Source organism: Sphingomonas sp. MMS12-HWE2-04 (assembly GCF_044881185.1).
In the GTDB taxonomy this organism is placed as follows: Bacteria; Pseudomonadota; Alphaproteobacteria; order Sphingomonadales; family Sphingomonadaceae; genus Sphingomonas.
The window spans coordinates 2,833,316-2,852,836 of record NZ_CP173254.1 but is presented as its reverse complement, the minus strand read 5'-3'; the positions used below and the strand labels follow the sequence as shown (position 1 = coordinate 2,852,836).

The 19,521-nt window shown below is 66.5% G+C and carries 18 protein-coding genes; 15 read left to right on the top strand and 3 right to left on the bottom strand.

Annotation, left to right across the window (positions count from 1 at the left end; all coding sequences use genetic code 11):
* Nucleotides 1-297: 297 nt before the first annotated feature.
* The 6 genes from AB2M62_RS13220 to AB2M62_RS13195 all read left to right on the top strand — a co-directional run bounded on the left by AB2M62_RS13220 (nt 298) and on the right by AB2M62_RS13195 (nt 3,204).
* A complete protein-coding gene (locus AB2M62_RS13220; RefSeq protein WP_404334420.1) occupies nt 298-615 on the top strand; it encodes an AtpZ/AtpI family protein in 318 nt (105 codons plus the stop codon).
* A 59-nt stretch (nt 616-674) separates the two neighbouring features.
* A complete protein-coding gene (locus AB2M62_RS13215) occupies nt 675-1,427 on the top strand; it encodes a F0F1 ATP synthase subunit A (RefSeq protein ID WP_404339936.1) in 753 nt (250 codons plus the stop codon).
* Nucleotides 1,428-1,502: 75 nt separating this feature from the next.
* Nucleotides 1,503-1,730 (top strand): F0F1 ATP synthase subunit C, encoded by a 228-nt coding sequence (locus tag AB2M62_RS13210; RefSeq protein ID WP_254292488.1) that lies wholly within the window; start codon nt 1,503-1,505, stop codon nt 1,728-1,730.
* A 54-nt stretch (nt 1,731-1,784) separates the two neighbouring features.
* Nucleotides 1,785-2,276 (top strand): ATPase, encoded by a 492-nt coding sequence (locus AB2M62_RS13205; protein ID WP_404334418.1) that lies wholly within the window; start codon nt 1,785-1,787, stop codon nt 2,274-2,276.
* Complete coding sequence (locus AB2M62_RS13200) at nt 2,269-2,904, top strand: F0F1 ATP synthase subunit B (protein ID WP_404334416.1); 636 nt, start codon at nt 2,269-2,271, stop codon at nt 2,902-2,904. Before AB2M62_RS13205 ends, AB2M62_RS13200 begins: the two co-directional genes overlap by 8 nt.
* A gap of 96 nt (nt 2,905-3,000) precedes the next feature.
* Nucleotides 3,001-3,204, top strand: coding sequence for a hypothetical protein (locus AB2M62_RS13195; RefSeq protein ID WP_404334414.1), 204 nt, complete (start codon nt 3,001-3,003; stop codon nt 3,202-3,204).
* Nucleotides 3,205-3,215: 11 nt separating this feature from the next.
* On the opposite strand, the gene AB2M62_RS13190 is transcribed toward AB2M62_RS13195, so the two are convergent.
* Entirely contained in the window at nt 3,216-3,959 is a 744-nt protein-coding gene (locus AB2M62_RS13190) for a class I SAM-dependent methyltransferase (protein WP_404334412.1), read from the bottom strand.
* 284 nt (nt 3,960-4,243) lie between these two features.
* Here AB2M62_RS13190 and AB2M62_RS13185 point away from each other — a divergent pair, with 284 nt between their 5' ends.
* From AB2M62_RS13185 to AB2M62_RS13160, 6 genes are all read left to right on the top strand, one after another.
* Nucleotides 4,244-6,076: a CHASE3 domain-containing protein gene (locus AB2M62_RS13185; protein ID WP_404334410.1), complete on the top strand. Its 1,833-nt coding sequence runs from the start codon at nt 4,244-4,246 to the stop codon at nt 6,074-6,076.
* 86 nt (nt 6,077-6,162) lie between these two features.
* Entirely contained in the window at nt 6,163-8,085 is a 1,923-nt protein-coding gene (uvrC, locus tag AB2M62_RS13180; protein ID WP_404339934.1) for an excinuclease ABC subunit UvrC, read from the top strand.
* A gap of 431 nt (nt 8,086-8,516) precedes the next feature.
* On the top strand, nt 8,517-11,318 hold the full coding sequence (locus AB2M62_RS13175) for a DUF3857 domain-containing protein (protein ID WP_404334408.1): 2,802 nt from the start codon (nt 8,517-8,519) through the stop codon (nt 11,316-11,318).
* 309 nt (nt 11,319-11,627) lie between these two features.
* A complete protein-coding gene (locus tag AB2M62_RS13170; protein ID WP_404334406.1) occupies nt 11,628-12,584 on the top strand; it encodes a polysaccharide deacetylase in 957 nt (318 codons plus the stop codon).
* Nucleotides 12,581-13,510, top strand: coding sequence for a GNAT family N-acetyltransferase (locus tag AB2M62_RS13165; protein WP_404334404.1), 930 nt, complete (start codon nt 12,581-12,583; stop codon nt 13,508-13,510). The genes AB2M62_RS13170 and AB2M62_RS13165 overlap by 4 nt, the downstream gene beginning before the upstream one ends.
* A gap of 33 nt (nt 13,511-13,543) precedes the next feature.
* The gene (locus tag AB2M62_RS13160; RefSeq protein WP_404334402.1) at nt 13,544-14,212 is read left to right on the top strand and encodes a hypothetical protein; all 669 of its coding nucleotides are present in this window, start codon (nt 13,544-13,546) and stop codon (nt 14,210-14,212) included.
* A gap of 4 nt (nt 14,213-14,216) precedes the next feature.
* On the opposite strand, the gene AB2M62_RS13155 is transcribed toward AB2M62_RS13160, so the two are convergent.
* Nucleotides 14,217-15,008, bottom strand: coding sequence for a hypothetical protein (locus tag AB2M62_RS13155; protein WP_404334400.1), 792 nt, complete (start codon nt 15,006-15,008; stop codon nt 14,217-14,219).
* Between the two features lie 106 nt (nt 15,009-15,114).
* Between AB2M62_RS13155 and recO the strand changes: the two genes are divergently transcribed.
* The 3 genes from recO (at nt 15,115) to AB2M62_RS13140 (ending at nt 18,072) form a co-directional block, all read left to right on the top strand.
* Nucleotides 15,115-15,846 (top strand): DNA repair protein RecO, encoded by a 732-nt coding sequence (gene recO / locus AB2M62_RS13150; RefSeq protein WP_404334399.1) that lies wholly within the window; start codon nt 15,115-15,117, stop codon nt 15,844-15,846.
* A 73-nt stretch (nt 15,847-15,919) separates the two neighbouring features.
* Nucleotides 15,920-16,972, top strand: coding sequence for a 3-isopropylmalate dehydrogenase (gene leuB / locus AB2M62_RS13145; protein WP_404334397.1), 1,053 nt, complete (start codon nt 15,920-15,922; stop codon nt 16,970-16,972).
* Nucleotides 16,969-18,072, top strand: a complete 1,104-nt coding sequence (locus tag AB2M62_RS13140; protein WP_404334396.1) for a glycosyltransferase — start codon at nt 16,969-16,971, stop codon at nt 18,070-18,072. The genes leuB and AB2M62_RS13140 overlap by 4 nt, the downstream gene beginning before the upstream one ends.
* Before the next feature lie 32 nt (nt 18,073-18,104).
* Here the strand turns inward: AB2M62_RS13140 and AB2M62_RS13135 are convergent, their stop codons facing one another.
* The gene (locus AB2M62_RS13135) at nt 18,105-19,406 is read right to left on the bottom strand and encodes a phospholipid carrier-dependent glycosyltransferase (protein WP_404334394.1); all 1,302 of its coding nucleotides are present in this window, start codon (nt 19,404-19,406) and stop codon (nt 18,105-18,107) included.
* Nucleotides 19,407-19,521: the final 115 nt, after the last annotated feature.

The window sequence follows — 19,521 nt, the reverse complement described above, 5'->3', positions numbered from 1 at the left end:
CCCGGATCATGGAGGCGCGACTGTTCCCGAGCGCAGACCCGCTGTCAAACGTCGCGGCGCACGGGCGCGACAAAAGTCAGCCCCCGTTCACGCGGCTGTCTTGATAGCGCGGTTACGAGGCGCCAAAAGGACCCGGCTTCCGCCGGGGAACGGCCTGGAAGCGCCCTTCCCGATCCGTGCGCAGTGGCGCAACGGTTGACTCGCCCGCACGCGCTTCCTAAAGCGCCCCTGCCTTGGCGGGCTCGCCCTCGGCACATGCGCCTGGACCGCCGGTAACGGCATGAAGGGAGAGGCGAAATGGCCGAAAACGAGCCCGGACTAGAACCCCTTTCCGAGGATGCCCGAATTGCCGCGCTCGACGAGCGGCTGCGGCGGGCAAAGGCGGAGGAGGCGGTCAGGAACGGCGCCGCGGACAGCAAGGGCGATGCTAGCTATCGCCTCGGCAACCGCGTGCTCGCCGAGCTGATCGGAAGCATGGTAGGAGGGGCAGTGATCGGCGGTACGCTCGATTATCTGCTGGGAACCTCCCCGTGGCTCCTGCTGGTGCTGCTGTTCCTCGGAATAGCCAGTGCCTTCAGGAACATCATCAGGATTTCGAACCAGCGCTCGGAGTAACTTTCGGGCGCTTTGGCTAATGAGGCGGACGAACGAGCGTGGCAGGCAAGATCGACCCGATGCACCAGTTCGAGGTGCAGACGATTTGGGACGGCTTTTCGATTGCCGGACACCAGATCGCCTTCACCAATTCGGCACTGTGGATGTGCGCCGCGGCTATCGTCCTCTGGGCGTTCATGCTGCTTGGCATGAAGCGCCAGGTCGTGCCCGGCCGCGGCCAGATGCTCGTCGAGAATTTCGTAAGCTTCATCGATTCGATGCTGCACGCGAATATCGGCGCGGAGGGGCGGAAGTATCTGCCCTATATCTTCTCGCTGTTCATGTTCATCCTGTTCGCGAACGTGCTCGGCCTGCTGCCCTTCGGGCTCGTCGGCATCCATCCCTTCACCTTCACCAGCCATTTCTCGGTGACCGGCGTGCTCGCGATCATGAGCTTCTCGATCGTGCTGATCGTCGGCTTCTGGAAGCATGGCCTCCACTTCTTCTCGCTGTTCGTGCCGCATGGCACGCCGCTGTGGCTGATCTGGCTGATCCCGGTGATCGAGTTCGTCTCGTTCATGGTGCGCCCCTTCTCGCTGGGTCTGCGACTGTTCGTCGCGATGATCGCGGGGCACATCCTGCTCAAGGTTCTCGCCGGCTTCGTGATCAACGCCGGCAATGCCGGGATCATTCCGGGCCTTGGCGTCGGCATCCCCAGCTTCGTGCTGATGGTCGGCATCTCGGCGCTCGAGATACTGGTCGCTGGAATCCAGGCCTATGTCTTCGCGCTGCTGACTTCGCTGTACATCAACGACGCCGAGCATCTGCACTGAGTTTTCCGTACCCGTTACCAACGAATAAGAAGCAGGAGTTTTAGAAACATGGAACCGAACACTGTCGCCAGCATGATCTCGCCCGAAGCCGCCAAGCTCATCGGTGCCGGCCTCGCCGCCATCGGCGCCGGCATGGCCGCCATCGGCGTGGGTAACGTGTTCGGCAGCTTCCTCGAGGGCGCGCTGCGCAATCCGGGTGCCGCCGACGGCCAGCAGGGCCGCCTGTTCATCGGCTTCGCGGCTGCCGAGCTTCTCGGTCTGCTCGCGTTCGTCGTCGCGATGATCCTGATCTTCGTCGCGTAACATCTCCGGTTCGGGCCGGGGCGCGTCCCCGGCCTGTACTTGGATAGGATAGCAATGCCTCAGATCTCCCAGCTCGCCGAAACCTTCGCGTCGCAGCTTTTCTGGCTGCTCGTGACCTTCGGGTTCGTCTTTTTCGTGGTCGGCAAGGGCATGCTGCCCCGCGTGATCTCGACGATCGACCAGCGCGACAAGAGCGTGGCGGACGACCTCGCCGCGGCCGAGGCCGCACGCACGGCGGCCGACCTGGCCGAGGAGAAGTGGCGCACCCAGGAAAACGCCGCGCGCGAAGCCGCGACCGGCCGTGTCGCCCAGGCGCGCGCCGCGGGTGTGGCGAGTGCCGAGAAGACGCTCGCCGCCGCCAATGCCGTGGCCGAGGCCAAGATCGCCGAGGCCGAGGCCCGCATCGCTGCGGCGAGCAGCGCGGCATCGGACGAGATCGAGGCCGTCGCAGCCGATGCGGCGCGCGACATCGTCGCACGCCTGTCGGGTGCCAATGTTACGGCCGCTGAGGCTAAGAAGGCAGTGAAGGCAGCGCTCAATGGCTGAGGCAGCAACCACCGTGGCCGATCCGGTCGCGCAGAACCTCGCCGAGGCCGAGCATGGCCAGGGGCTGGCTGTCCCCGAGACGGGCACCAAGGCGGTGACGATCGAGCATGGCGGCCCCAGCGAGGCGCATGCCGACCCGGCGATCTTCGGGCTGGACGCCACCGTCTGGGTGTCGATCGCGATGACGGTGTTCATCCTGATCCTGCTCTGGAAGAAGGTGCCGGCGCTGGTCACGCGCGGGCTCGACAATCAGATTGCGGCGATCCGCACCCGGCTCGACGACGCCAAGCAGCTCCGTGCCGAGGCCGAAGCGCTGCGCGACGAATATGCCCGCAAGATCGCCGGGATCGAGGCGCAGGCCGCCCAGATGATCGCGCACGCCGATGAAGAGGCCAAGGCGGTGCTCGCCAAGGCTGAAACCGATGCCGCCGAGCTGACCCAGCGCCGCGCCAAGATGGCCGAGGACAAGATCGCCGCCGCCGAGCGTGCGGCGATCCAGGCCGTCCGCGCCAAGGCTGCCGAAGCCGCGACCAAGGCTGCTGCGGCGATCATCGCCGACAAGCATGGTGCTGAGGCCGACAAGGCACTGGTCGACAAGACCATCTCGGGGCTCGCCCGCCTCAACTGAGGGTGTTGCACCACCGCAAACAAAAAAGCCGCTCTCCGCACGCTGGAGGGCGGCTTTTTGTTTGCCTGGCGTCGGGCCGGGGGCGATAGGGCGGGCATGGCTTCCGATCGGCACTATCGCTGGCTGCGCATCGCCGGTTTCGTCACGCTGGCGCTGGCTGCGCTGGTCGCGCTCTATGCCTGGCGGCACGCCGCCGAGGAGCGGCACCGCAGGGACGATGTCGGCGTGCGGACCCAGGCGATGATGAACCAACTCGAGGCCGAGGCGCAGCGCATCTCGAACGAGGCGGCTGCGCCCTAGGGCGTCGGCGGTTATTTCGGCTTGCGGAACTTGAAGACGAACTGGTCGGTCTTGCCGCGGATCGAGGGATCGAACACGCTGGCGGTGTGCGGATCGGCCGGGTCGGCCAGGATCGGCAGCGAGCCCTCGAACTTGAAGCCGGCCTTTTCGATCTCGGCGCGGGCCGCAGCCGGATCGATGCGGTGAAGCTTTTGCGGCGCCGTGAAGCCGGGATCGGCCAGCGCGACATGGTCGACGACCAGCAGAATGCCGCCGGGCTTGAGCGAGCCGTACAGCTTCCTGGCCGCCATCCCGGCGAGTTCCTTCGGCGCCATATCGAGATGGAGATCGTGATAATTCTGTACGGTCACGATCGCGTCCAGCGGCTCGGGAAAGGCGAAGGCGCCGAGTGACTCGCTGGACGGGGTGACGTTCGCATAGGCGCCGGCCACTGCCTTCTGGTCCTCGCCATATTGCGCCTTGAACTTGATGAACTCGGCGGGCTGATAGGCATAGACGCGACCGTTCGGCCCGACTGTCTTGGCGAGAATCCGGGTGAAATAGCCCCCGCCCATGATGAAGTCGGCGACCTTGTCTCCTGGCTTGATTCCCGCGAACGCGAGCAGTTCGCCGGGATGGCGGGTGGCGTCGCGATCCTTGTCGGCTTGGGGCCGTTGCGCATCTGCGAGCGCAGCCTGCAGCGCAGGAGGGACGGTCTGGGCCGCGCTGGGCAGCGCCAGGGTCATCAACAGGGCGGAAACGAGTGGCAGCTTCATCGAGTGGCTCCTCTTTCTAGACCAATGGTATAGCCGCTCGCACGTGGCGCGAGCGCCTTTTTCACGCAATTTCCGATTACGTAAACGAGAGTGGCATTAATTCAAATGTGCGAATGTCGCTAATTGGTATTGTGCCGCACCGCACAAGGTCGGACCCGAATAAAATTTCAAATCGCTCATTATTGTTTAAGTCGAGCTCGAAACCGATTTGCTAGGTCTTGCGTTGCTTATCCTCTTTGAGGCAACACAAGGTGATGGTGAAGCCGCGCGTTCATGGCGGGTTAGTGGCGCTTGTCCTGAGCTTCGCCTTGCTGGCGGCGGCCCTGCTGGGGACGCTTGTGCTTTTTCAGGGCCAGCAACGCGCCGATCGATGGGTCGGCCATACCTTTCAGGTCCAGGAGCAGCTGAGCCGCGTGCTTTCCCGGCTGCAGGATGCGGAGACGGGCCAGCGCGGTTTCCTGGTGACGGCTAACCGGGCTTTTCTTCGCCCCTATGAAGACGGCACGCGTAACCTTTCCCGCGATCTCGCCGCGCTCTTCGCGCTGGTCAGCGACAACCCGAACCAGGCCGCCGCCGCAATCCGCCTCGATGCGTGCGCGCGCGAACGCGTCGCCCGCCTCGGCGTCGGGATCCGGCTGGTGGAGGCGGGCAAGCGCAGCGAAGCGGGGCAGATGACTCAATTCGGCACCGGCAATGCCGTGATGGAGCGGTGCCGCGCGATCGTCGTCGCGATGAAAGACGCCGAGGGCCGGCTGCTCGACGCGCGCGTTGCCGCGGCGGCATGGCAGGCACGGCTGTTCACGATCTGGGTGGTGATGAGTGCCATTGCGATCGCGGTGGTCGCCTATTTCGTAACTCGGGCGGCGCATCTGCGCACTGCCCATGTCGCCGAGGCGCGCGATGCTCTCGCCCGCGCCAACGCGCAGCTGCTCCAGGAAGGGGAAAGCCGCACCGCCGCCGAGGCGCAGGTGCGCCAACTCCAAAAGATGGATTCGCTCGGCAAGCTCACCGGCGGGATCGCGCACGACTTCAACAACATGCTCGCCATCGTCATCGGGTCGCTCGATCTCGCGCGCCGCCGCCTGCACGAGGATGCTTCGCGCGCCGGCCAGCATATCGAAAGCGCGATGGAAGGCGCGCGCCGCGCCGCGCGGCTCACCGCGCAGCTGCTCGCCTTCGGTCGACGGCAGGCGCTTGCGCCGACGGCGGTCGACGCGAGCGCGCTGGTCCGGCGGATGTCGGAGCTGCTCCGTCGCACGATCGGCGGCGATATCGAGTTCGCCGTCCGCCCGGCGCCGGGGCTTTGGCCCAGCTTCGTCGATGCCAGCCAGCTCGAAAGCACGCTGGTCAATCTGTGCGTCAATGCGCGCGACGCGATGCCCGAAGGCGGGCGGCTGACGCTGGCGACCGCCAACATGCATCTCGGCGACCAAGGCGAAGTCCCGCCGGGCGATTATGTCCGGATCACCGTGCAGGATACCGGCCACGGCATGCCGCGCGAAGTCGCCGATCGCGCCTTCGAACCCTTCTTCACCACCAAGGAGACCGGCAAGGGGAGCGGGCTCGGGCTCAGCCAGGTCTATGGCTTTGTCCGCCAGTCGGGTGGTCATGTCGCGCTGCTTTCGGAACCGGGCCATGGCACCACCGTCCAGCTCTATCTGCCGCGCTACACCGGCAGCGCCAAGCCGGAGGTCTGGACCCCGGCCTCGGAGCGCCAGCTCGAGCATGCGCGCGGCAGCGAAATCGTGCTGGTCGTGGACGATGAGGTCCAGGTCCGGGCGCTCGCCGTCGATGCCCTGCGCGAGCTCGGCTATGTTGCGATGGACGCCGAGGATCCCGATGCCGCGCTGGAGACGCTCGCCACGCATGCGCGGATCGATCTGCTGCTCACCGATGTGCTGATGCCGGGGATGACTGGCCGTCAGCTCGCGGCGATGGCGCGCAAGCGCCGCCCGGAGCTCAAATTGCTGTTCATGAGCGGCAACCCCGCCGACATTTTGGGCGAAGGCGGCGGCGTCGCCGACGATCTGCCGGTGCTGCCCAAGCCCTTCACCATGGCCGAGCTGGGCGCCCGTGTGCGCAGCGCGCTCGATGCGGGCGTGGTGCCAGTCGCGTAATCCCCCCATATCCTCTCCTGCGAAGGAGGCTCAGAAAGTCCGCATGCCGCTGGTCAGGCGGCTCCGGCGTGCCTAAATCGGCCGCAATGTCGGACCCCAATTCCCCCAATCGCTTCAACGAGGAAACCGCCACCTATGCGGTGCGCGGCTCGGAGACGCCCGATCTCGACGCGGGCGTCGCGGCGATCCGGAATGTCGTCAAGACGCTGCCTGTCCGCCCGGGCGTCTATCGGATGCACGATGCCCGGGGTGACGTGCTTTATGTCGGCAAGGCGCGCGCGCTCAAGAATCGCGTGACCAACTACACCCAGGTGATGCGCCTGTCGAAGCGCCTGCAACGCATGGTCGCGCAGACCCGATCGATGACGATCGTCACGACCAACAACGAAGCCGAGGCGCTGCTGCTCGAGGCGCAGCTGATCAAGCGCTATCGCCCCCCCTACAATGTGCTGCTGCGCGACGACAAGTCGTTTCCCTTCATCCTGCTCCGCCAGGATCACCCCTTCGCCCGCGTCCAGCTCCATCGCGGCGCGCGGCGCTTCAAGGGCGATTATTTCGGGCCGTTCGCGGGGGCGGGGCAGGTGCGCCAGACGCTCAACGCGCTCCAGAAGCTGTTCCTGCTGCGCTCGTGCACCGACGGCTTCTTCGCCACGCGCGACCGGCCATGCCTGCTCTACCAGATCCGCCGCTGCTCGGCGCCGTGCGTCGGCCGCATCGACGAAGCCGCCTATGCCGAGCTGGTCGGCGATGCGCGCGATTTCCTCCAGGGCAAGAAGACTCAGGTCCAGGCCAAGCTCGGCGCGCAGATGCAGGCCGCGGCAGAGAATTTGGATTTCGAGCTCGCCGCGATCCTGCGCGACCGGCTGAAGGCGCTCACCTTCATCCAGGGCAGCCAGGCGATCAACGCCGAGGGTGTGGGCGATGTCGACATCTTCGCGCTGGCCAACAAGCAAGGGGTGATGGGCATCCAGGCCTTCTTCATCCGCGGCGGCCAGAATTGGGGGCATCGCAGCTTCTTCCCGGCGCACACCGCCGAAGTGCCCGAAGACGAAGTGCTCGCCCAGTTTCTGATGCAATTCTACGAGGAAGTGCCCCCGCCCAAGACGATCTTCGTCGATCGCAACCTCGATGAGGCCAAGCTGCTCAGCGAAGCGCTGGCCGAGCGCGCGGGCCACCGGGTCGCGCTCGGCGTGCCCCAGCGCGGGCCGCGCCGCCGCTTGCTCGAACAGGCGCAGCGCAACGCCGTCGAGGCGCTCGACCGGCGCATGGCGGAAAGCACCACCCAGGCGCGGCTGCTCGGCGAGGTCGCCGAATTCTTCGAGCTGCCCGAGCCGCCCGATCGCATCGAGATCTACGACAACAGCCATATCCAGGGCACCAGCGCGCTCGGCGCGATGGTCGTCGCCGGGCCCGAGGGTTTCCGCAAGGGCCAGTATCGCAAGTTCAACATGAAGCGCCCGGAGACGATCGCCGGCGACGATTATGGGATGATGCGCGAGATGTTCTCGCGCCGCTTCGCCCGTGCGCAGGACGAGGATCCCGATCGCACCCAGGGCGACTGGCCCGATCTGGTGCTGATCGATGGCGGCCGTGGACAGCTGAATGCGGTGAAGGGCGTGCTCGAGGATCTCGGCATCGAGGATGTCTGCCTGGTCGGCGTCGCCAAGGGCCCGCATCACGGCCGCGACGGCCGCGAGGTCTTCCACATGATGGACGGCCGCGAGCGGATGTTGCCGGTCAATTCTCCGTTGCTCTTCTACATCCAGCGGCTGCGCGACGAGGCCCATCGCTTCGCGATCGGCGCGCATCGCGACAAGCGCAGCAAGGCGATCGGCGCGAGCCCGCTCGACGAAGTCCCCGGCATCGGCCCGGCGCGCAAGAAGGCGCTGCTGATGCATTTCGGCACCGCGCGCGCCGTGCGCGGCGCGAGCCTGGAGGACCTGCAGAAGGCGCCCGGCGTTTCGGCGGCAGTCGCCCAGCAGGTCTACGACTTTTATCACGCGCGTTGATCGGAAGCGTGCCGTCACGTCCAGGTCGTGAACCCATAAACGTCCGCTTCGCAACAAGCGCCGAACGGCCGATCATGAGTGGAAGCTGTCCCTTCTCTTCGTCACCCCGGGCTTGACCCGGGGTCCCGCTTCTTTTTGCTCTTGGCAGGGATCAAGGGCTTTAATCCCGAGCGGCATGATCTGTTCGAGCCTCTCGTCAAACTCCAGAAGAAGCGGGACCCCGGCTCAAGGCCGGGGTGACGGAAACAGGAACGTCGGCAATTGGGGCGGTTCCTGCCAATCCGCATTTTTATGAGTCGGCCTAGTTCGTAGACGGTCGCGTCAGGGCTGCACTGAAACGACGCTACATATTCACGATGCCTGCACGGGATCGGCTATTGAGCTGGGCCCCGAACGCAGTAAGAATTGCTGCGAATAGGGGGCTTTATTCGATGATCTTTCGCGGGACTTTCACGGTTGCGCTGCTGTGCGTGGCCGGTGCGGCACATGCGGGCGACAAGCCGCTTTATGAGGCGGCGCCCGGATGGATCGTCCCGGCGCCGGCGTTCGATGCGGCGAAGCTCACCGATGCCGATCCCGCGCTGATCGTCATGGACCAGCAGCAGCGTGTCGGCGACGGCCAGGTCTGGGAATATACCGATCAGGCGACGCGGGTGATCTCGGGCCAGACGCTGCGCGATCTCGGCACCGTCACCATCCCTTGGCAGCCCGATGCCGGCGACCTGATCGTCCACCGCGCGGAGATCATCCGCGGCGGCGAGCATATCGACCTCGTCGCCGCCGGCCAGCGCTTCCAGGTGCTGCGCCGCGAGGAGCAGCTCGCCCAGTGGCAGCTCAACGGCACGCTCACCGCGACGTTGGCGGTCGAGGGCTTGCGCGTCGGCGACGTGCTGCGGCTGAGCTATTCGATCACCAGCAAGGACAAGGCGCTCCAGGGCAATGTCCAGACTGCGATCCCGCTGATCGCGGCGCCGGGGCGCGCCAAGTTCGCCCGTGCGCGGCTGTCCTGGCCGGCGAGCACGCCGCTCAAGTGGCGCGGCTATGCCGATGGCCTGGCGCCGAAGGTGGCGACCCGCGGCGGGTTCGACGAGATCGAGATCGCGCTGCCGCTCGCCAAGCCCGCCGAACTGCCGGGTGACGCGCCGATGCGCTTCCAGAAGCTGTCGATCCTCGAGGCGACGAGCTTCGCCGATTGGCGCGCCGTCTCGAAGGTGATGGCGCCGCTCTACCAGACCGACGGGCTGATCCCCGCCGGCAGCCCGCTGGCGGGCGAAGTCGCCAAGATCGCCGCCAAGTCGAGCGATCCGCGCACCCGCGCCGCGCTCGCGCTGCGGCTGGTGCAGGACGAGACGCGTTATCTGTTCAAGGGCATGGACGGTGGCAACTACACGCCGCAAAAGCCTGCCGACACCTGGTCGCTGCGCTATGGCGACTGCAAGGCCAAGACACTGCTGCTGCTCGCGATCCTTCACGGTCTCGGCATCGAGGCCGAGCCGGTGGTGGCAAGCATCGAGATGGGCGATCTGGTCGCCCAGCGGTTGCCCAGCCCCGGCGCGTTCGACCACGTCATCGTGCGCGCGCTGATCGAGGGCAAGAGCCTGTGGCTCGACGGCACCGGCAGCGGCAACCGCCTCGCCGATATCGACGACACCCCGCCATTCCGCACGGTCCTGCCGCTGCGCAGCGACGGCGCCGAGCTGATGCCGATCGTCATGCACGCCGCCGCGCGCCCGATGGCGGAGATCACAGCCGAGTTCGACCAGAGCGCCGGGCTCAGCTTGCCGACGCCGTTCACCGTCACCTTCCTCGCCCGTGGCGCGACTGCGGAGATGATCCACACCGGAACGACCCAGGCCGACAAGGAACAGCTTTCGGGCATGGTGCAGATGATGGTCGCCAACACGGTGGGCGAGGCGCTGATCGGCGAACGCGCGGTCACCTACGACGCCGAGAGCGCCACCGCGACGATCGTCGCCAAGGGCATCCTGTCGACGCCTTGGGCGAAGACAGACGACCGCTATCGCGCGGTGCTCGACAAAACGGTGAGCAAGCTCAATTTCGCGCCCGATCGCGCGCGCGCCGCGTGGAAGGACATTCCCGTCGTCACCTCGCCGGTTCCGCTCTCCACGATCTATCGCGTTCGGATCCGCCTGCCGGACAAGGGCGCCGGGTTCGAGCTCGAGGGTGATCGCAGCTTCCCCGGGCGTTTTGCCGGCGCGAACGTCACGCGCAGTGCGAAGCTCGACGGCGAATGGCTGTCGCTCGAGGACGAGGTCTCGCTGGATGGCGCCGAGATCGCTGCCGCCGATGTCGCCGCGACCCGCGCCCAGGTCAGCCTCGCGCAGAACCGACTCGCCACGCTCGTCGCTCCGGCCGGCTATCCGCCACGCTGGAAGGTCGTCGCCGAGGCCAGGCGCAGCGGCGCCTTCGCGCCGATCCTCGCGGCCTATGCCAAGGCGATCGAGGACGATCCCAAGGAAACGCTCGGCTATACCAATCGCGCCAATTTCTTCAGCGGCGTGTGGGACTGGAAGGGCGCGCTCGCGGACCTCGACAAGGCAATTTCGATCGAGCCCAGCGCCAGCCTCTATTTCTGGCGCGCCCGCACCCGGGTGATGCTGCGCGACGACAAGGGCGCGATCGCCGATGTCCAGTCAGGTCTGGCGCTTGAGCCGGGCTCGACCGAAGGGCTCAACCAGCTTGCCACGCTGCGCTTCCGCGCCGGCCAGCGCGAAGAGGCGCTTGCCTCGATCAGCGAGCGGATCGACCAGGGCGGGTCGGAAAAGGTCAGCTTCGTCATCCAAAAGGGCGAACTGCTCGCCGAGGCCGGTCGCGGCGACGAGGCGATCGCCACGCTCGATGCCGCGATCAAGGTCAATCCCGGCAACGCCAATCTGCTCAACGAGCGCTGCTGGGTGAAGGGCACGCTCAACACTGCGCTCGACACGGCGCTCAAGGACTGCACCAAGGGCATCGAGCTCGCCGAGAACCCGGCGTCGATCTATGACAGCCGCGCGCTGGTCTATTTCCGCATGGGGCGGATGGACGACGCGCTCACCGATCTCAATGCCGCGCTCGATTTGTCGCCGGGGCAAGGCGCGAGCCTCTATATGCGCGGCGTGATCCGCAAGCAGCAGGGCGACGCCAAGGGCAGCACCGACGATCTTGCCGCCGCCCGCCTGATGTCGGCTCGGATCGACGAGGATTATGCGCGCTATGGGATCAAGCCCTAGGCGCATGTCGGCTGTCCTACAGGTGCGGCATCGTGCTAGACGAGGACCGGTCTTTGACCGTGTCGAAACAGGTTCGGACGATCGCGCACTAAAATTGCTTGGACGCGCAACGGAATTTCATGATTCACATGCATTCTGTGAAGCTAAGCCGGATATTTCCAACAAATCGCGCAAATCCGCGGGTTTTCGGGGACAGGCTCTACACCCAGGACGCCAAGATAAGGCGCGTTTTGCGGCAATTGCAGGCGTTTGGTGCCGAATACGCGCCGATTTGCAGATTCTTCATGCCGCTGATGCTAGCGTGCGACGATGCCCACCCGCGTTTTCCTGACCGTCGATACCGAGCTGATGTGGCGCCACCACGTCGCCGGGCTCGATGTTGATACGATTGTCCAGCGCTCGCTCGAGCCGGCCGGGGTCGGGGTGGGCTGGCAGCTCCGGATGCTCGCCGCTCATGGCCTCAAGGCGTGCTTCTTCGTCGATCCGATGCCCGCGCTGGTCTACGGGCTCGATCCGATCAAGCGCGTCGTCGGCGCGATCCTGGAGGCGGGGCAGGAGGTCCAGCTCCACCTCCACCCGAACTGGACCGGCGCGCATGCTGGCGACAACGGCACCAGCTACGGCGCCTTTGAGCTGATCGATTACAGTTTCGACGAGCAGGTCAAGCTGATCGCCGGCGCCGCCGACATGCTGATCGCCGCCGGCGCGCCCGAGCCGATCGCCTTCCGCTCGGGCTCCTATTCGGCCAGCGACGATACGCTCGGCGCGCTCGCCGAACTCGGCTTCACCTATGATTCGAGCCATAACGGCTCTGAACACCCCTGGCCCAGCGCGATCGGCCTCGGCGCCCGCCAGATCGCCCCGATCCGCCATCGCGGCGTGATCGAAGTCCCGGTGACGCTGATCGAGGACCAGAAGGCCCATCTCCGCCACTTCCAGATCTGCGCGCTGTCCGCCGCCGAGATGCGCGCCGCGCTCGATCACGCCGTCCGCGCCGGCCATGCCGCGGTGACCATCGTCAGCCACGGCTTCGAGCTCGCCAACCGCGCCGGCACCCGCCCGAATGCGGTGCATGTCCGCCGGTTCGAGGCGCTGTGCCGCATGCTCGCCGAGCGCCGCGCCGGGCTGGTCACCACCCATTTCGCCGATCGCCCGCCGATGCATCTTGGCCAGCACGATCAGCCGCTCGGCCCCAGCCTGCTGCGCACCCGCCTGCGCCAGGCCGAACAGCTCTGGTCGAACTTGGTCGAGGAACGCGCGGCATGAACGCGCTCAGCGAAATCACCGCCGCGCCGCCTGCGGTGCGCGCGGTCCCGCTCAAGTTCATGATCGGCGCGCGCACCCTGTTCGCGGTCGAGCGCCGCCTGGTCCGCGTCGCGCTCAGCCTTGCCGAAGCGCGCTTAGCGGTGCTTCCGACTCTGCCACCGCTCCCCGCCGATGCAGACGGCTATATCGTCACTTCGCTGCCCGAGGCACTCCTGCCCCAGTTCGGCCGCGCCTTCGTTCGCCAGCGCTACACGCGCTACTGGCTCGATTTCGCCGGCGGTTTCGATGCCTGGTTCGAAACGCTTTCCTCCAATGCGCGCCAGGGCCTGCGCCGCAAGGCACGCAAGCTTGCCGCGCAATCGGGCGGCACGCTCGACATCCGCCGCTTCCGCACGCCTGCCGAGCTCAGCGCTTTCCACGCCATCGCCCGCGAAGTGTCGCAGCGCACCTATCAGGAGCGGCTGCTCGATTCGGGCCTCCCCGAAGACGCGGGCTTTATCGAGACGATGCGCGCGCTCGCCGCCGCCGGCCGCGTCCGCACCTGGCTGCTTTACGTCGCCGACGCGCCGATCGCCTATCTCTATTGCCCGGCCCAGGGCGACACGCTGATCTACGCGCATGTCGGCCATGATCCGGCGTTCAACGATCTCTCGCCCGGTGCCGTCCTCCAACTCGAGGCGGTGCGCGACCTGTTCGCCGAGGGCGCCTTTATCAGCTTCGATTTCACCGAAGGCGAAGGTCAGCATAAGCGCCAGTTCGCCAGCGGCGGCGTCGCCTGCGCGGACCTGCTGCTGCTGCGCCCGACGCTTGCCAACCGTGCGCTGCTCGCTGCCCTGCGCGGCTTCGACGGTGCCGTCGCGCTCGCCAAGAGGGCCGTCCAGCGTGGGGGCTTTCAGGAATGGACCAAAAGAGTGCGCCGCGGATAGTCAGAACCGCGCATCTGTGCTGCAACGCGATCCATGGGGTTCATGCAGTTCATCAAGTCGCTCGACGACTTGCTCTACGAGATCATGGCGTGGCTGGTCTTCTATCCGCTCACGCTGTGGCGGGTGATCCGGCACCCTTGGTCGATGATGGACTATGCCGCCGCCCAGCTCGCGGAGGCGGAGGGCAAGCAATTCGCTGATACGCTCAGCCCGCCGCTATTCCTCCTGCTCTCGCTGCTGCTCTCGCACGCGCTGGAGCTGACCTATCTGGGCCAGAGCGTGCTCATCGCGAGCAACAAGGGGCTGGCGCGATACGTCACCGACGATACCAGCCTGTTGCTGCTCCGGCTGATGATCTTCAGCATCTTCCCGATCATCCTCGCCACCCGGCTGGTGCGCAAGCAGGGCCACAAGCTCAACCGCCACGCGCTCCAGGCACCGTTCTACAGCCAATGCTATCTCGCCGGCCCGTTTGCGTTGGTACTCGGTGCGGGGGCGCTGCTCACGCAGCTGCACCGCCCCGCGCTGCAACTGGCCGGGCTCGCGCTGATGTTGTTCGCGCTCCTCTCGTTCGGCGGGCTCCAGATCCGCTGGTTCTCGCAGAAGCTCGACGTGTCATTGCTCCGCGGCTTCTGGATCGCAACCCTCGGCATGCTCGAGTGCCTGTTTGTGATTGCGATACTCGCCCCGCTGATCGTGTGAGCGGTCAGAAGCCGCCGCCGCGCCAATCGCCGACGTCGCAGCGCCCGACGAAATTGGTCGCCGCGCGAATGTTGATTTGCCGGGTGCGCCGGTCGATCTCGATCCGCGGCTTGTTCATGCCGTTCATGCGGTATTGGCCGGTGATCTGGTCGGGCGTCACCATCAGATTATCGATGTTCCACCAGCCATTGTCGCCGCCGGAATGAATGGGCGAGACGAGCTTGCCGCCCAGATGGATGCGGCCCCGGCCATGCCAGATTTCGACCTGCACGTCGGAAGCGAAGCCTTCGCGGCCCAGCGTGGTGCCATATTGCGGCTCGAAGCGGTGCGACTTCGAATTATAGACATAGCCTGATTGATAGTGCGTCGCCGGACCGCTGCCCGCGCCATAGCAGATCAGCGTCAGCGAAGGCCCGCCACGATCGCCGCCGCGGCCGCCATCGTCGGTCTGCGGCCGGTCATAGCCGGGGCGGGGCGCGTCGTAATCGGGCCGCGGCGGGAGGGTGTCCTGCGCGTTGCAGTTCGCCGCCGGCACGCGCTGGATCGCCGAATAGCGCCCGTTCGACGTCGCCACCGAGACGCACTGTCGCTGGCGCTCGCTCCACCAGAACGACCATTTGGTGTCGCGTACCGTGTTGACCGTGACGAAACGATAGCCGCGCGCCTCCAGCTGGGTCTCGCCCCCCGCGGCGCGTGCGCCGACCAGGTCGGTCAGGTCCGGCGCCGACTGGGCGAGTGCGGCAGGGGCGGCGAGGAGTGGGCTTAGGGCGAGAACGGCCCGACGAACGGTCAACACGCGGCTGTCTCCGGTCAAAGGGACGCCTCCAAAGCGCAGGGCATCGTTGCAGGCGTATGAGACGCGCAGCATCGCAAATCGTCGCCGCCCGGTCTAGACGCATATCATGCATCTTCGCGCCGACGCGATCCTCCTAAGCATCCGTGCGCATGGCGAGCATGGCGCGATCGTGCGTGCGCTCACCGAGGAACATGGCCTCCAGCCCGGCTATGTCCGGGGCGGGCGGTCGCGGGCGATGCGGCCGGTGCTGCAGCCGTCCAATCTCGTGCTCGGCGAATGGCGCGCACGCACCGAGGAGCAACTCGCCGGGCTCACCGTCGAGCTCACCCATAGCCGCGCGCCGCTGTTCGGTGAGGCGCTGCCCGCCGCCGCGCTGACCTGGGCCACCGCGCTCACCGCCTCGGCGCTGCCCGAGGGTCAGCCCTATCCGCGCCTTTATGGCGCGCTGGACGGCGTCCTCGCAGCGATCGAGGCGGCGCCGGCAGCACGCGGCTGGGCAGTCGCGCTGGTTCGCTATGAATTGCTGTTGCTTGCCGAGCTCGGCTTCGGGCTCGATCTCGAAACCTGCGCGGCGACCGGCGCCACCACCGATCTGGGCTTTGTCAGCCCGAAGAGCGGCATCGCAGTCAGCCGTGCCGGCGCGGTCGGCTATGAGGAGCGGCTGCTCCGTCTGCCGCCCTTTCTCACCGAAGGCGGCGCGGCCGAATGGGACGATATCGTCGCTGGCCTGCGCCTCACCGGCCATTTCCTCGAACGCGACCTGCTGATCGGCAAGAGCGCCGATGTCCTCGCGGCGCGCGCGCGGCTGGTCGACCGGTTGCTGCGGGCGGTTGCGTAACCGCGGCTCTGGCGGCAAAGCGTCGGAGACCGAGAGCCTCCAGGTCGGGAGGCGCTTCCCCAAGGAGTTTCATTTGCCGCTCATCGCAGTTCTGCCCGGCGACGGTATCGGGCCCGAAGTCACCACCCAGGCCCGCCGCGTGCTCGAAGCGCTCGATCTCGGGCTGACGTTCGAGGAAGCTCCTGTTGGCGGCGCCGCGTATATGGTCAGTGGGCGGCCGCTTCCCGAAGAAACCCTCGCGCTCGCCAAGCGCGCCGATGCCGTGCTGTTCGGCGCGATCGGCGATCCGCGCTTCGAGGGGCTCGAGCGCCGGCTGCGTCCCGAGGCAGCACTGCTTGGCATCCGCCGCGAGCTCGGCCTGTTCGCCAATATCCGTCCGGCGACGCTGTTTCCCGCGCTGGCCAATGCCTCGACGCTCAAGCCCGAAGTCGTCGCGGGGCTCGACATCGTCGTTGTCCGCGAGCTGACCGGGGACGTCTATTTCGGCGAGAAGGGCCATCGCCAGAATGCCGAGGGCCTGCGCCAGGGCTTCGACGTGATGAGCTATGACGAGGCCGAGGTCGAGCGCATCGCCATCGTCGGATTCGAGATGGCGCGCCGCCGCAAGAAGAAGCTGTGCTCGGTCGACAAGGCCAATGTGCTCGAGACCTCGCAGCTCTGGCGCGACGTCGTCAACGAGACGTCGCTGCAATATCCTGACATCGCGCTGACGCACATGTATGTCGATAACGCCGCGATGCAGCTCGTCCGCCGCCCCACCGATTTCGACGTGATCGTCACTGGCAATCTGTTCGGCGACATCCTTTCCGATCAGGCCAGCATGTGTGCGGGCTCGATCGGCATGCTCCCCTCCGCCTCGCTGCGCGCGTGGAGCGGCGACAACGGCATGTACGAGCCGATCCATGGCTCGGCGCCCGACATCGCCGGGCAGGGCAAGGCCAATCCGTGCGCCGCGATCCTCTCGGCGGCGATGTTGCTGCGCCATTCGCTGAACGACGAAGCCTCCGCCCAGCGCATCGAGAAGGCAGTCTCCGCCGCGCTCGACAAGGGCGCGCGCACCGCCGATCTTGGGGGCTCGCTCTCGACGCAGGCGATGGGCGACGCGGTGCTGGCGGAGCTGGTGTGACACCCGATCTGCTCGAGCTTGCGGTCGTCATCCCGACCTTCAACGAGCGCGGCAATGTTGCCGTGCTGGTCGCCAAGCTCGACCAGGCGCTTGCCGGGCGCAATTGGGAAGCGATCTTCGTCGACGATGACAGTCCCGACGGCACCGCCGATGCGGTGCGCGAGCTGGCCCGGATCGACAGCCGCGTGCGGGTGATCCAGCGGATCGGCCGCCGCGGCCTCTCCACTGCGTGCATCGAGGGAATGTGCGCCACGGCCGCGCCCGTAGTCGCGGTGATCGACGGCGACATGCAGCATGACGAAACGCTGCTGCCCAAGATGCTCGACGCGCTTGGCGCCGATCCGGCGCTCGACGTGGTGGTCGGCTCGCGCTTCGTCTCGGGCGGCGGCACCGGCGAATGGGACCGCGACCGCGTCGCGAAATCCGCCTTCGCCACCAAGCTTTCGCGCCGGGTGCTCAAGGCCGATCTCAACGACCCGATGAGCGGCTTCTTCATGATCCGCAGCGCGATCGTCCGCAGCCTCGTGCCGACGCTGTCGGGCATCGGCTTCAAGATCCTCCTCGACATCATGACCGCCTCGCCGCGGCCGCTCCATTTCGTCGAGCTCCCCTATGTGTTCCGCACCCGCACGGAGGGCGAGAGCAAGCTCGATCACGTCGTCGCGCTCGAATATCTGATCGCGCTCTACGATCGCATGTTCGGCAAGGTCGTACCGGTGCGCTTCGCGCTGTTCTCGGGCATCGGCGCGCTGGGGGCGGGAGTCCATTTCTTCGTGCTCGGGCTGCTGTTCCGCCTCGGCGGCTGGCCCTTCGTGACCGCGACGATCGCCGCGACGATGGTCGCGATGACCTTCAACTTCTTCCTCAACAACGCACTGACCTATCGCGAACGCCGCCTCAAGGGCTTCCGTCAGCTGCTCGACGGACTGGTCAGTTTCTGCATCGTCTGTTCGGTCGGGGCGGCGGCCAACGTCGGCGTTGCGGCGTTCCTCCACAACGTCCAGCATGGCGACTGGCGCCTCTCCGCCATGGCCGGCATCGCCGTCGCCGCAGTGTGGAACTTCGCGCTATCGTCGCGCTTCGTCTGGGGGCGATACTGACCTGTCCTCCCCCTGGCCGGGGAGTATAGCGCTCACCGCCAGCTGGGGAACCACATCCAATGGTTGAACGCGTCGCTGGCCTGCAGCGGCGAGGCGGCGAGGATCGGGTAGAAATAAACGAAGGCCACCAGCGCCAGCGCGCCGAACCATTCCTCGAGCCCGCAATTCCTGCCGCGGTCGAAATGCTGGAATGCCACCGCCAGTGCGCAGCACACGAACAGCCCCGAGAGATGGTAATAATAATAGAAGCCGAGCGACTTGGGGATCACGACATAGATCGCTACCGAGGCGATCCACAGCAACGCCATTGCCAGCGGCCGGATCGCCCGGTCCCTGAGCCCCGCCCATAGGCAGGCGAGCACCGCGGCGACGCCGCCCCACATGATCGGCGGATTGCCGATCAGCAGCACGCCGCGCTGTGCGCCGGCGTCGAACTCATAGAAATACCAGATCGGCCGCAGCATCAGCGGCCAGCTCCACCATTGCAATTCATAAGTATGGTGCGGCAGAACCTGCGTCTGCAGCGCGTACATATTGAGCTGCTGGCGGAGGAGCCCGGCCAGGTCGAGCGGCTCCACGGCATAGAAGAACGCCGGTGCGAAGGTGGCGAGATACACTGCCACGCTGACCAGCCCGAGCACGAGCAGCGCAGGCACTGCGGCCATTCCGGGCCAGTTGCGCTGGTTGCGCCCGAGCAGCGCGCTCCACACTGGTTTCTGCGCGATCCGCGCATCGCGCACCCGCAGCACCACAAAGGCCAGTCCAGCGAGCGCGATATAGGGGATCGTCGCCCATTTGACGCCCATCGCCAGTCCCAGAAGCACGCTGGCGCCGATCCAGCGCCGCCACGCCCGGCCCGGCGTGGCCGCCTGCATCGACCATAGCATCAGCACGATCGCCCAGATCAGGAACGCCCCGAGGAATACGTCGAGCATCGCGGTGCGCGCCTGGACGAACAGCGTCTGGTTGAGCATAGCGAACACCGCGCCGAACAGCGCGGTGCGCATCGTGCCGGTGAGCAGCCAGAGCAGCGCGAATATCCCGACCACCGTCGCCGTACCCGCAAGTGTCGCGGTCGCGCGCCAGCCCAGCGGATTGTCGCCGAGCGCCGCGATCCCCAGCGCAATCAGCTCCTTGCCGACTAGCGGATGCTCGACATTGCGCGGCCCCGACAGGTCGAGCAGCGTCTGCGCGGCGGGCACATAATGCACCTCGTCGAATAGGATCTTGCTCGGCTGGTCGAGGTGGATCGTGAACAGGAGTTGCGCCGCAAGGCCGATCAACAGGGCGACGAGAGTGGGGCGCGTGCGCAGCGCCTTGAGCCGTTCGAGCATGGTCGCGTTGGATAACGAACCATTTCGCTGGCGTCATGCGAAACAAGCGCAGCCATGCACCGCAAAAACCAAAGGTGATTGACGCCTTGGTGTCCGCCCCGGCAAAGCAGCCCGC